At 36.6% G+C, this 13,547-nt stretch carries 13 protein-coding genes and 1 tRNA gene; 10 read left to right on the top strand and 4 right to left on the bottom strand.

Going from position 1 to position 13,547, the window contains the following annotated elements; translation table 11 throughout:
- The first annotated feature begins 4 nt into the window (after positions 1-4).
- Both P176_RS0101810 and P176_RS0101805 read left to right on the top strand, forming a co-directional pair.
- Positions 5-1,750 carry a RagB/SusD family nutrient uptake outer membrane protein gene (locus P176_RS0101810; RefSeq protein WP_026753096.1) on the top strand — a complete coding sequence of 582 codons (1,746 nt, stop codon included), beginning with the start codon at positions 5-7 and terminating at the stop codon, positions 1,748-1,750.
- A 106-nt stretch (positions 1,751-1,856) separates the two neighbouring features.
- Positions 1,857-2,744: a carbohydrate kinase family protein gene (locus P176_RS0101805; protein ID WP_037348627.1), complete on the top strand. Its 888-nt coding sequence runs from the start codon at positions 1,857-1,859 to the stop codon at positions 2,742-2,744.
- Between the two features lie 467 nt (positions 2,745-3,211).
- On the opposite strand, the gene P176_RS0101800 is transcribed toward P176_RS0101805, so the two are convergent.
- Positions 3,212-4,060 (bottom strand): formate/nitrite transporter family protein, encoded by an 849-nt coding sequence (locus tag P176_RS0101800; RefSeq protein WP_026753094.1) that lies wholly within the window; start codon positions 4,058-4,060, stop codon positions 3,212-3,214.
- Positions 4,061-4,370: 310 nt separating this feature from the next.
- Here P176_RS0101800 and P176_RS0101795 point away from each other — a divergent pair.
- Positions 4,371-4,444, top strand: a tRNA-Arg gene (locus tag P176_RS0101795).
- A gap of 173 nt (positions 4,445-4,617) precedes the next feature.
- On the opposite strand, the gene P176_RS0101790 is transcribed toward P176_RS0101795, so the two are convergent.
- From P176_RS0101790 to P176_RS0101780, 3 genes are all read right to left on the bottom strand, one after another.
- A complete protein-coding gene (locus P176_RS0101790; RefSeq protein WP_026753093.1) occupies positions 4,618-6,186 on the bottom strand; it encodes a M28 family peptidase in 1,569 nt (522 codons plus the stop codon).
- A gap of 95 nt (positions 6,187-6,281) precedes the next feature.
- Positions 6,282-7,319, bottom strand: coding sequence for a M28 family peptidase (locus P176_RS0101785; RefSeq protein WP_026753092.1), 1,038 nt, complete (start codon positions 7,317-7,319; stop codon positions 6,282-6,284).
- Positions 7,320-7,395: 76 nt separating this feature from the next.
- The gene (locus P176_RS0101780) at positions 7,396-7,707 is read right to left on the bottom strand and encodes a hypothetical protein (protein WP_026753091.1); all 312 of its coding nucleotides are present in this window, start codon (positions 7,705-7,707) and stop codon (positions 7,396-7,398) included.
- A 449-nt stretch (positions 7,708-8,156) separates the two neighbouring features.
- Here P176_RS0101780 and msrB point away from each other — a divergent pair, with 449 nt between their 5' ends.
- The 7 genes from msrB (at position 8,157) to P176_RS0101745 (ending at position 13,528) form a co-directional block, all read left to right on the top strand.
- Positions 8,157-8,618, top strand: a complete 462-nt coding sequence (gene msrB / locus P176_RS0101775; RefSeq protein ID WP_026753090.1) for a peptide-methionine (R)-S-oxide reductase MsrB — start codon at positions 8,157-8,159, stop codon at positions 8,616-8,618.
- A complete protein-coding gene (msrA, locus tag P176_RS0101770) occupies positions 8,619-9,170 on the top strand; it encodes a peptide-methionine (S)-S-oxide reductase MsrA (protein WP_026753089.1) in 552 nt (183 codons plus the stop codon).
- 27 nt (positions 9,171-9,197) lie between these two features.
- A complete protein-coding gene (locus P176_RS0101765) occupies positions 9,198-10,760 on the top strand; it encodes a YdiU family protein (protein ID WP_026753088.1) in 1,563 nt (520 codons plus the stop codon).
- Positions 10,760-11,023 (top strand): hypothetical protein, encoded by a 264-nt coding sequence (locus P176_RS0101760; RefSeq protein WP_026753087.1) that lies wholly within the window; start codon positions 10,760-10,762, stop codon positions 11,021-11,023. Before P176_RS0101765 ends, P176_RS0101760 begins: the two co-directional genes overlap by 1 nt.
- Positions 11,020-11,301, top strand: coding sequence for a DUF427 domain-containing protein (locus P176_RS0101755; protein ID WP_026753086.1), 282 nt, complete (start codon positions 11,020-11,022; stop codon positions 11,299-11,301). The genes P176_RS0101760 and P176_RS0101755 overlap by 4 nt, the downstream gene beginning before the upstream one ends.
- Before the next feature lie 16 nt (positions 11,302-11,317).
- Positions 11,318-12,541, top strand: coding sequence for a bifunctional alpha/beta hydrolase/OsmC family protein (locus P176_RS0101750; protein ID WP_026753085.1), 1,224 nt, complete (start codon positions 11,318-11,320; stop codon positions 12,539-12,541).
- A gap of 144 nt (positions 12,542-12,685) precedes the next feature.
- Entirely contained in the window at positions 12,686-13,528 is an 843-nt protein-coding gene (locus P176_RS0101745; protein ID WP_037349101.1) for a universal stress protein, read from the top strand.
- Positions 13,529-13,547: the final 19 nt, after the last annotated feature.

The raw sequence follows: 13,547 nt of genomic DNA, 5'->3' as shown, positions 1-13,547 counted from the left end.
AGAAATGAAAAATATTAAAATAATAACAATAGGAATTTTAGTTACTTTTTTAGTAGCGGCATGTTCTGAAGATTTTTTAGAATACGAGCCTGAAGGTGTTTTGTCAAATGAAAATGTTGCCACAGCAGAAAACGCAGAAGCATTAGTGGTTGCTGCCTATGCAGGAATAGCAAATGATGATATGGTGGGCCCTTTAACGAGTATGTGGGTTTATGGTAGTGTACGTTCGGACGACGCCTATAAAGGCGGTGGTGGTCGTGGAGATGTTGATATTATTGATCGTTATGAACAATATAATCTAACTATTGCCGATGATCCTTCAGATTTTATGGGGCCACGAACTTGGACAAATTACTATAAAGCCATCTCTAGAGCAAATTTTGCTCTGGATGTCATTAATTCCATTCCAGATGCCGAATATCCTGATAAGGCTTTGAGACAAGCTGAATTGCGTTTTTTAAGAGCGCATTCCCATTTCATACTTAAGACATTGTTCAAAAAGATTCCTTATATAACAGAAGGTTTATCACAAGAAGAGATCTTACAAATTTCAAATGACGTCGATAATGATGACTTATGGAATACTATTGCTGAAGACTTTTTATTTGCTTACGATAACTTACCACAGGCTCAAGACCAAGTTGGCAGAGCCGATAGAAATGCTGCAGCAGCATATCTGGCTAAACTGAGACTATATCAAGCTTATGAACAATCTCCAACCCATCAAGTAACGAATATAAATGCTGCTAGATTGCAAGAAGTTATCGATTATGCAAATGAAGTGACCTCAAGTTTAGAGCCAGATTACGGAAATAATTTTTTAGATGGATTTGATAACGGTCAGGAGTCTATTTGGGCGGCACAGTTTTCAATCAATGACGGAACAATTGTTAGTAGAGTAAGTTTTGTTACTGGCCTAAACTCGCCGCATGGAACAGGATTATATGGTTGTTGTGGTTTCCATTTGGCAAGTCATAATATGGTAAATGCATTTAAAACGGATGCTTCAGGATTACCATTGTTAGATACTTTTAATAATACGAATATTTATGATGTTGTTGACGACAATGGTGAAACTGCTTTAGCTCCAGGTATTACTTTAGATCCAAGAATTGATCACACGGTTGGTATTCCTGGGCGTCCATTTAAATACCGTAACACTGTGAATACAACAGGCGATATGATCTATAACTTTGCTTGGGCGAGAGATCCTGGTGTATATGGTTATTTTGGCAATATGAAAGAACAACAGTCGCCAGATTGTTCTTGTTATGTAAAAGAAGGACCATTTGTTGGAACTTCTAAAAATATTGACTTTATACGTTATGCCGATGTGCTATTATTCAAAGCGGAAGCTATGATTCAATTAGGTCAGGTTAGTGCGGGCGTAGACATAATTAATCAAATAAGAGCTCGTGCAGCAGCAAGTACACAAAGGCAAATAGATGCAGGTGCTTCGAATGTTTACAATGTGGGTATGTACCCTTCGGGAATGTCTCAACCTGATGCATTTAAGGCGCTAATGTTTGAAAGAAGATTGGAGTTTGGTATGGAAGGGCAAAGGTTTTTTGATTTAGTGCGATGGGGAATGGCGGAACAAGTGCTTAATGGTTATTTGGAAGTTGAAAGAACGCGAAAGGACTTTCTTTCCAACGCACAATTTACAGCAGGACGTGATGAATATTATCCAATTCCACAACGTGAGATCGATTTTACCGGTGGATTGTATTTGCAAAATCCTGGCTATTAATTTTTAATTAAGAAGTTTAATTTTTTGAGTTAATTTTTGAATTGGTTTTTTAAATTCCAGAGGAAGTAATTAGTTTTATTTCTTCTGGAATAATTTTATAGATACTATGGCTAGAATAACATGTTTCGGAGAAGTCTTATGGGATGTATTTCCAACCCATAAAAAAATAGGTGGAGCACCTTTAAACGTTGCTATTAGACTTGCCTCATTGGGCAATCACGTTTCCATGATTAGTAGGATAGGAAATGATACTAATGGAGAAAAATTAGTAGATTTTATATTGGAAAATAATGTAGACACATCTCTAATACAGGTGGATGAGCAATATAAAACAGGTAAAGTAAAAGTGATGTTAAATGAAAAGGGTTCAGCATCCTACGACATTAAATTTCCGAGAGCTTGGGACAAAATAGAGTTATCTGATAAAATAAAAGACAGCATAAAATCTTCAGATGCATTTGTTTACGGAAGTTTGGTTGCTCGTGATGACACATCAAGGCATACACTCTATGAACTTCTGAAATTGGCAAAACACAAGATTTTTGATATCAATCTTCGTGAGCCTTATTATAAAAAAGAGGTCTTGATTTCATTAATGGAGGCGGCAAACTTCATTAAGTTCAATGATGATGAATTATTTCAAATCTGTAAGTCCTTAGGTTCAAAATTCAACTCATTAGAGCAAAACATTCGATACATTTCCGAAAAAACCAATACAAAAAGTATATGTGTCACCAAGGGCAGACATGGTGCAGTGTTACTATTTGAAGATTCATTTTTCTATAATAGTGGCTATCAAATTAAAGTGGTTGACACCGTTGGAGCGGGAGACTCTTTTTTAGCATCCTTGACAAGTCAGTTGCTTAATGACAAAAAGCCGCAAGATGCTATAGATTATGCCTGTGCCGTTGGTGCTTTGGTAACACAAAGTGAAGGTGCTAACCCAAAAATCTCTCAAAAGGAAATCGATAGCTTTATAAATCCTTATGAATAGAGTTTATAAAAAATGAAAATAACCTTAAAGGAATTGGCCGTTATATGCAGCGTTTCTATTTCAACACTGTCGAAGGCGTTGAACGATAGTTAAGATATAAGTAAATCCACAAAACAAAGAATTAGAATATTAAGGGAATGCTCTTTTAAATATCATAAAATTTGCATAAAAATAGTAGGATTAGATGATAGGTTAAGAAACTTATTTTTCAATCTAATCCAAATCGAAAGTTGTTATTAATACAGTTGCCTAATCGGTTATCATTGGGAGTTGTGTTATAGATTAATTTTTAATCATATTGGTGATAGGGTTCATTCCCTGCCACCGGAACAAAATAAGCCTGAAAATCTCAATAAGATGTTCAGGCTTATTTTATGATTTATTTTCTAAAATGAATGCTACTGAATATGAATGCTATTGAATAGGAGTAAGATTGCTAGCTTAAAAAACTACTTGAGCTACTCAAATTATTCAGCGGCGTAGTTAGATTCGAAAATCCTGTATTTAAAAAGTCCTACAACAATAGCACCGCCAAGTCCGTTTCCTAATAGAGTTAACGCTAAGAAAACCAGATAATCTAAAATGGAGATATCATCGGCATATAAAAAGGCTCCGAAGGCTTCAATGTTTCCAACGATACTATGATGGAAGCCTGCAAAGCCAATTGTGCCCGTTATGATAATAATGATGATGATGCGTGTTAACACGTCTACCGAGGAGTTTAAAAGCCAAGTTAACAAGCCCATCAACCAACCCGCGGTAATAGCACTAATAAGAAGTACCCAATATTCATGATCTAAAATATGAGATCCTACGGTCACCATGGTCTCTTGATCAAACAAACCTAGTTTGGTGGCCATAGACGTAATGAAAAATACAAACAGAATCCCGCCAATCACATTTCCGAAGATAACAATACCCCAAATTTGAAGTAACTCCCAAATGGTGCGTTGCCCATTTAGTACTGGTAATGCTAAAACTGAAGTCTGCTCTGTAAAAAGTGCAGACCTTCCTAAAATAACTAGTATAAAGCCTATGGGATACACAAACCCAAACATCTTGTAGATGTAGGCCTCGTCAAAGCTTCCAGCAAAAAGATAGTACAAGGTGCAAACCAGTACGTAACTAAAACCTATTTCTAAGCCAGCAATACAGGAGCTAAGAAAAACAGCTCTTTTTTTAAGCTTGAAAATTTCCTCACCTTCGTGTATGACACGACTTAAAATTTCGGTGTAATTCTTGACATCTTCAACTTCATTAGACTTTTTTTCTAAATCTTTTTGATGTGCTTCCTGTTTTTTTTCTTCTTCTTCCATTAATAATCAGAGCTGGTTAGCAAATAGTGTGTTCAAAATCAAACGGGTTGACATATAAACCCATATTTTGAATTTCAATAAGAGATTCGCTTTTTATCAAAGATAAGTGATACTTCGCTGATATAAAAAAGTGATTCTTATGCTTTTTGCTTGGGACAGAAAGGATATGCTATAATTAACCGATTGATTTTCAGTAAACCATATTTAAATAAAAATTAAGGGGAAAAAATAATGTTTTCCTTATGACTTTTTAATAGAAATCGTATATTTGCCGACCATAAGAATAAGTATCTTCTTATGTTTTTATTTCGGGCTCTTAGCTCAGCTGGATAGAGCACCTCCCTTCTAAGGAGGCGGTCGAAGGTTCGAATCCTTCAGGGCTCACGAAAACCCTTGCATCTAATGCAAGGGTTTTTTGTTTTTAATTGTCTTGTTGTTTGTAAGATCAGTTCCATTTACGGTATCTCAAAAACCTAAAGATTAAATAGATAGTATAAAAAAACCTCGCTAAATACATAGCGAGGTTTTTTGTAAACTCATATAAAATTTCTACTGTCTTATTGCGCTTTGTCCACAGTAATTCTGTCATTGCGATTGGCGAGTTCCCAAGCAGTATAAAACACGAGGCGAGCTCTGTTCTCAAGCAGATCATATTGAATTTTATCTGGTGTATCACTAGGTTGGTGGTAATCTGCATGGGTGCCGTTAAAATAGAAGATGACCGGTATGTTGTTTTTAGCAAAATTATAATGATCTGAGCGGTAATAAAAACGATTAGGATCATTATCATCATTATACTTGTAATCTAAGGTGATGTTCATATATTTTGAATTGACTTCCTCAGAAATTGTATGAAGTTCTGTGCTTAATTTATCGCTACCAATTAAGTAGATATAGTTACGATCGCCTTCACGCTCGGGATCGGTACGTCCAATCATATCAATATTTAAATCGGCCACTGTATTTTTTAAAGGAAAAATAGGATCGTTATCAGAATAGTGTCTTGATCCCAAAAGTCCTTTTTCTTCTCCAGTAACGTGTAAAAACAAAATAGATCGTTTTGGGGCGTAGCCGTCTTTTTCTGCTTGTTTAAAAGCTTCAGCAATTTCTAAAATGGCAATAGTGCCCGATCCATCATCATCAGCACCGTTATATACTTCTCCATTTTTAATGCCTTCGTGATCTAGATGTGCCGATATGACCAAAATTTCATCTGGTTTTTCAGAACCTTTAATAAAGGCCACGACATTTTCAGAAGCAACCTCCTCAGTTTTACTTGTAATGTTTATAGTGAAGCCTGTAGTTAAGACTTTAGGTTGATCTGCTGTTTGAATTTCAGGATAGATGGCTTCAGCAACTGCATTACTAATTAACATAGAAATCATTGGGATGTCATTAGACTTTAATGACATTCTGCCCGAGTTGCTAGATAATTCCAACTGTTTGTAATAGGCGCCATATTGCTCTAATAGTTCTGGATATAAAAATAATAAGGCTTTAGCACCTTTAGCTTCTGCAGCATCTCGTTTTGAAGATACAGATTGTCTGCCATTGCTCCATTTTGTGTCTAAGTTAGAACCTGAGCTTAAGTAATTGCCATCGGAATCTTTTGGTTCTCCTGCTTTTATAAGTACAATTTTATCTTTAACATCAAGGCCATCGTAATCTGAATAATTTTCAGAATCTATCCCGTAACCAGCATAAACAACTTCAGTAATATCTAATTTTTGTGTTTGTACGCTTCCAGAGACCAGAAAATCATCAAAATTCTCGAATGTTGTATCTCCAACAGAGAACTCGACGTCTGGTGTTTTTTGTTTTTGCAATGGCACGTCTTGAAAATAGGTGTCTCCAGGTAATGGAGAAGGGATGCCCATAGCGATATATTGATCTTTTAAATAGTTAACCGCCTTTTTTTGACCAGGAGCACCAGTCTCACGGCCCTCAAATTCATCTGAAGCATAGGTGTAGAGCATTTCCTTGAGCTCCGCTGAAGTAATTGTGCTCGCATAATCTACGGGATTTGCTGCTGCTTTAGGCTTAGAATTTTCAGAAGTGGTTTTGTTTGAAGAGCCACATCCTGCAAATAATAGGGCAGAAGCAATGACTATTAAGGCATTTTTCATGAAGTAGTAATTATAGTTTTAAGTTTACGATATTACGAAAATTCCACCAACCTTTTATTTTCAGGGGATTGGCTTTAACATTATTTAACGACAAATCAATAGTCTTGATCTACAATAATGCGTTTATCGGTATTGACCAAATACCAAGCCGTAGAAAAAATCAGTTGTGTCCGTTTTTGGAGAAGCTTGTAATTTATTTTTTCGGCAGTGTCTGTAGGTTCATGATAATCTTTATGTTCGCCATTAAAGTAAAAGATTACAGGTACGCCTTGCAATGCAAAATTATAATGATCTGAGCGATAGTAATAGCGGTTGGCGTCGCGCTCTGCATTAAAGGTGTAATCCAGATCTAAATTGGTAAACTGCGTATTAGCAGCCTCAGAGATATAATGTAATTCTGTGCTCAGCCGATCGGCCCCAATAATATAAATATAATTAGGGTTATTTGTATGTGCTTCATCCACACGGCCAATCATATCAATATTAAGATCGGCAATGGTATTCTTCATTGCGAAAACGGGATGCTGGGTGTAATAGAGCGAGCCCTTTAAGCCAACTTCTTCACCAGTGAGATGCAAGAATAAAATACTTCGTCTAGGTTGAAAACCATCATCGGTTGCTTTTTTAAAAGCTTGCGCAATCTCCATAATGGCCGAGGTGCCAGAACCATTATCGTCTGCTCCGTTATAAATTTCGGTATCGGTAAAGCCTTCATGGTCAGAATGTCCAGAAATGATGAGCACTTCTTCTGGGAATTCGCTGCCTTCTATATAGGCCAAAACATTTTCAGACGATTTTAGATCTCGTGAGAAAAACGATTCGGGAATAGCTTGAAAGTAATGTTCTCCTCCAAAAGGAGAGGCAATTTGATTTTGTAGGTAATAATTTTTAAGAAAGTGAGCGGCTTTGTGATGACCAACTTCTCCAGAGCGTCGTCCTTCAAACGCGTCTGATGAAAAGGCGTAAACATGTGTTTTTAATTCATCCGCGGTGATGGTCTCAGCATATTTAGAAACCACTTCGGCATCTTCAAACACGATATTGGTTTGCAGCTGCTTTATTTTCTGCTCGTGGTTTAATGTGGCGCAAGAACCAACCAACGTTAGCGATAAGGCAATCAATTGAAGTTTCATTTGGTAACTGTTGGTTTGGTTCTAGATTCCAAATAAAAGAAAATTAATCTTAGAAAATGGTATTGAGCTGTATAATTTACTGCACATCAATACTATCTGTAGCAGATTTAATTTGAAGATTTTCAACGTCTTCTAATTGATCAACTTCAGAAGGTTCTTCTTCACTATAAATGCTTTTATAAATGGTAAGACTTAAAGATAAAATGGTCAATAAAAAGATCAACTGGACTGCTTTTTTCGATTTCTGCTTAGAAATAAAAAAGGATAGAGCACCTAAAACCAATGCTAATATGGCTGGGATGTAAGCCATATTGGAGAAAGATGTGACGGCAAGAACCACCGCTGTGATGGCTGAAATTAGACCTAATAGTGTAACGATTTGTTTCATAATGTTCTTAAATCTTTAATTATGTTAGAGTGGCTTTATGCTTAATTAACGTCTCAAAACGAGATGGTTCAAATTACTAAAAGTATGTTTTGATTCTATAGTTCTAAAATTTTTACTTCGGAAATGATAAGTATTTGACCATGGTTATCAAAAAAAAGTAGGTGGTAACTGGACCAGATTAGAAATATAAAATTGCAATCGATGTCAAGACGAAATTAAACATTTATTGTGCCGAAATATTCTGCTTATATAAATAGTTCAAAAAAAACTCACGAGTTCAGCTCTTAAAATCCTCTTAATTCTAGCACTATTTACAACCAAGGTTTTAAGGTTTTCGTAACTTAGGGTTCTAGCAATAATGCCAAAATAGAAGACCGGTAAGTTGTAATGAGAAGTACTTGATTACGACAAACTTCAACTACAATAAAAATTTCAGAAAAAATAAGCTTATGATTACTTGGAAAGATGTTATCAATTATAGTGTCAACGGAAATCCCGAACCAGATCGTCGTGTTGAAAAAACAGAGGCAGAATGGCGGGAGCAACTCACTCCAGAACAATATAGAATTGCAAGACAGAAAGGCACTGAGGCGCCTGGTACAGGTGATTTTTGCAGTAAATTTGATGCTGGGCAATACAATTGTATTTGCTGTGACACCCCATTGTTTGATTCTACAATAAAATTTGAATCAGGCACGGGTTGGCCTAGCTTTACTCAGCCTATTAAAGAGAATGCCATTAAATATGAAAAAGATACCAAGTTTGGTATGGTGAGAGTAGAGGTGATGTGCAATGTTTGTGACGGACATTTAGGGCATGTTTTTCCTGACGGACCTGAACCAAGCGGATTGCGCTATTGTGTCAATTCAGATGCCATGAAAGTAGATGAAACCATTAAAGAAAACAGCTAAATGAGTACAGAGAATTTAAAACAAATCACCGTTGGCGCGGGATGCTTTTGGTGTATAGAAGCCGTTTATCAAGAAGTTAAGGGTATTAAGGAGGTCGTTTCGGGGTATACAGGTGGTACTGTACCGGGAAAACCGACCTATAGAGAAATTTGTTCAGGGTTAACGGGACATGCTGAGGTAGTGCAAGTCACTTACGATGCCAATGTGGTGTCATATGAGGACTTGTTGGTTATTTTTATGACCACTCATGATCCTACAACCTTAAATAGGCAAGGCGCCGATGTTGGTACACAGTATCGATCTGTAATTTACTATCACGATGCTGCTCAAGAAAAAATTGCGAATGCCGTAGTAAAGGCCATGCAAAGTTATTACGAAGATCCTATTGTTACAGAAATTAGCGCAGCAGAAACCTTTTACAAGGCAGAGGACGATCACCAAAATTTCTACTCAAATAATAAGGGTTATGGCTACTGCACTTTTGTTATTGAGCCAAAACTTTCAAAACTTAGAAAGTTACACGCTGAAAAATTAAAATCAGTTTCAGCATAATCTGATAACAAAAAGTATAAAACAAGCATGAAGTTAAATGTAAAAGATACCTTTAATAAAGAATTACCCGCCGATCCTGTTCAAGAAAATGAGCGTAGGCAAGTGCACAATGCTTGTTTTTCTTATGTAACTCCTAAAAAGACGGCTACACCAAAATTAATCCATGTGTCTCCAGAAATGTTAGATCATATTGGTTTAACTATGGAAGATTCTTCATCTAATGATTTTTTACAACTAGTAACGGGGAATACCGTTTTACCAGATACAAAGCCTTATGCCATGTGCTACGGTGGTCATCAATTTGGCCATTGGGCAGGACAGTTGGGAGATGGGCGAGCCATCAATCTTTTTGAGGTCAATCATAAGCACCAACAATGGGCCTTACAGTTAAAAGGGTCGGGAGAGACACCATACTCGAGATCTGCAGATGGTTTGGCCGTTTTAAGATCTTCTGTTAGAGAATACCTTTGTAGCGAAGCCATGCATCATCTTGGTGTGCCCACAACACGAGCACTCTCTTTGGCAGAAACAGGCGATCAAGTTCTTCGGGATATGATGTATGATGGCAATGCTAAGTATGAAAAAGGAGCTGTAGTATGCCGAGTGTCTCCTAGTTTTATTCGCTTCGGAAATTTTGAGATTTTGGCCGCTAGAAAAGATCATGTGGCACTCAAGCAACTTGCAGATTATACCATCAAGCATTTTTTTTCTAATTTGGGAGCGCCATCTAAGGCAGTATATGTCGCATTTTTTCGTGAGATAGCGAGAAGAAGTATTGAGATGGTTGTGCATTGGCAGCGTGTTGGTTTTGTTCATGGGGTGATGAACACAGATAATATGAGTATCCTAGGGCTTACCATAGATTATGGTCCTTATGGCTGGCTTGAAGATTATGATAAAGGTTGGACCCCAAATACGACAGATCGGCAGCATAAACGTTACCGATTTGGTGCCCAGCCCGATGTGGTATTATGGAACCTGTATCAATTGGCTAATGCCCTTTACCCTTTAATCAATGAGGCAGAAGGATTGGAAGAAGTGTTGCAGAAATTTAGAGCAGATTATGACCAAGCTTATTTAGAGATGATGCGATCTAAATTAGGGCTTGACCTTAAATGTGATGAGGATGAACAGCTCATACAACAGTTGGATCAAAATCTAGAATTGACAGAAACCGACATGACCTTGTTCTTTAGAAACTTAAGTGGTTTTACTTCGGAAACCGTCGCAGAAGGTTTAGTGTTAGTAGAAGATGCGTTCTATAACATTAATGAGGTGTCAGATAAGATACGGCAGCAGTGGAACCGTTGGTTTGAAAGCTATGCCCATCGATTGAAAAAAGAAATACAGACTTTAGAAGAGCGACAAGAGCAAATGAATAAGGTCAATCCTAAGTATGTTCTTAGAAATTATATGGCGCAATTGGCCATTGATGCCGCAAATGATGGTAACTATGAGTTAATTGATGAGTTGTTCACGCTTTTGAAAAAACCGTATGATGAACAGCCTCAATATCAAAAATGGTTTGCCAAAAGACCAGACTGGGCAAAGGATAAAGTAGGATGTTCTATGCTATCCTGCAGTTCGTAATGGATCTTTTAGAACGCATTCAAAAACTGCCTAAAGGGTATTCTGAAGTAACATTTCAACATAAGACTTATGGCGTAACAAGAACGGATTTTAATGCCGGAAAAAGTATAAAAATGTATGCGGAAGAATTGGGAGGAACCAACGTCATCAGTTTAAATATCTATCTCACATCAAAAGCCAGACTGATCAAGCCTTGTGAAATGCCCATGGAAAAAGTCATACATTTTTTAAATCACTATCAACTTAAAACACTAAGATCATGAAAGCCATCTGGAACGGACAAACTATTGCTGAAAGCGACGATACCATCGTTATCGAAAACAATCATTATTTTCCTCAAGAATCCATTGAGAAGGATTATTTCAAACCTTCAGAATCAAAATCTATGTGCCCTTGGAAAGGTCAGGCGAGCTATTATACGCTTGAAGTAGATGGCAGTAACAATAAAGATGCTGCTTGGTATTATCCAGAACCGTTTGATAAAGCGAAAGAAATTAAAAATAGGGTGGCTTTTTGGAAAGGAGTTCAAGTGGTTGAATAAAAAAAATGTAAGAACAATGCAGAGCAAAACATTAGAAATAAAGAACTCTAAAGGGCACCTTCTTCATGCCACATTAGAGCTACCTGCAAATCAAAAGCCTAATTATTTTGTCATTTTTGCACACTGCTTTTCTTGCAGCAGCAACTATAAAGCAGTGACAAATATTACGGGAACCTTAACCAATTTCGGTTTTGGTGTATTGCGATTTGATTTTACGGGTTTGGGTAAAAGTGAAGGCGAATTTTCAGAAAGTCATTTTTCTGCTAACGTAGAGGATCTCATGGCTGTTAACGATTTCCTGGCTAAAAACTATAAGGCTCCATCGCTTTTAGTGGGACATTCCTTAGGAGGAGCAGCAGTTATTGTAGCCGCGTCACAGTTAGATAATGTAAAAGCTGTGGTGACCATAGGAGCGCCTTCAAATATTCAACATGTGACGCATTTATTTTCTCATGCGGTTGATGAGGTGAAAGATAAAGGAGAGGTCGAGGTGAATATAGGTGGCAGGCCATTTGTTATAGATCAAGATTTTATTTCAGACTTTGATAAGACAGATTTGTCGGAGATCATAAAAAATCTCAGAAAACCAATTTTAATATTACATGCACCATTTGATAAAATTGTTGGTATTGAAAATGCTCAAGAGATTTATGAAAATGCCTTGCATCCCAAGAGTTTTATAAGCTTAGATGGCGCAGATCATCTTTTAACAGACGCCAAATACAGCAACTATGCTGCTAATATGATTGGTCAATGGGTAAGGGCTTATTTACCAAGTCAAAAAAATGAGATGTTAGAAACTAAAGGAGAACAGCTTGTGGCTCATTTAAATCTTCAAGAACATAATTTTACAACCAATATTCAAACCGTTAACCATAATTTCATAGCAGATGAGCCCAAATCTGTAGAAGGTGATGATTTTGGACCTTCTCCCTATGATTTTTTAAGTGCAGCTTTGGCTTCATGTACTGCAATGACCTTAAAACTGTATGCAGAACGAAAGCAATGGAACTTAAAAGAAGTGTTTGTGTACATCACTTATTCTAAGAAACATAGCGATGATCTTATGGTTGAAATTGATAAGCCTGGTCAAATAGATCATCTCAAAAAAACATTGAAATTAATTGGGGATTTAGAGGATTCTCAACGGGAAAAATTAAAAGAAATTGCTTCTAAATGTCCAGTGCATCGCACCTTGCTAAGTCAAACAGTTATTGAGACAGAACTTGTGGCTGAGTGAGACATCAAACGGAATTTAAAAAGCGAATATCGCATACACTCTAGCAAGCAAAGCATTAAATTAGAATTAGTTAGTTTAGATTGACGAATATCAGTTTTATTGTCTCTCACTAAGATTATGTTTATGGTTCTAAATAGGACAACCATGAAACGGATTCTTTTACTCACAGATTTTTCAGATAATTCTATAAACGCAATGCATTATGCCATGCAGTTCCTTAAAGAAGAGATTTGTACCTTTTTTATACTCCACACTAAAAGTTCATCCTCTTATATTAGTGGAGATCTTATAATGTCTGGCTCTAATTCAATCTATCAGTCTATCATCAAAAACGAGAAAGATCAGTTAAAGGACCTTATCGTTGATTTGGTGAAAGTCTTTGATAATGACAATTTTCAATATGAACCTATAGTTGAATATGGCGATTTAACCAATGCAGTAAATGAACTGGTGATTTCAAAGCAAATCGATTTTATCTTCATGGGAACTAAAGGTAATACTGGAGTTAAAGAAAAGGTTTTTGGCAGCAATACGATTCATGTGATTAGAAACGTCGATTGTGCAACCTTTGTGGTGCCAGATGGTTTTCTCTATAAAAAACCCGAAGAAATCATATTTCCATTAGATCCTTTTGATGCTATGAACGGTGTTGCTTTTTCTAAAGCGATCAGGGTGATCAAAAGCTTTAGTAAAAAAATACATGTTTTAAGAATTAACGAAAATAGCGTAGATGAAGAGCGAAAACATAGCGATCAAGAAACGCTAAAAACGGTACTCCATAAAGTTCCTTTTGTCTATTATGCAGTTCATGATTTGCCAAAGCATCATGCTGTTAATGGCTATGTGCAAACCAACAATATTGATTTAATAGTGCTTATAAAACATAAGGAGCTCATGTTTGAGCATTTCTTTATGGGGTCATCAACCACTAAAATTGGAAGTCATTTAGAAGTACCACTTTTGGTTGTTCATGATGAACTGGACTAAATGATGTATTGCTTGAGGT

Source organism: Sediminibacter sp. Hel_I_10 (assembly GCF_000688335.1).
Lineage (GTDB): Bacteria > Bacteroidota > Bacteroidia > Flavobacteriales > Flavobacteriaceae > Psychroserpens.
The sequence above is the reverse complement of the archived record's forward strand: the minus strand, read 5'-3'. Positions and strand labels throughout refer to the sequence as shown.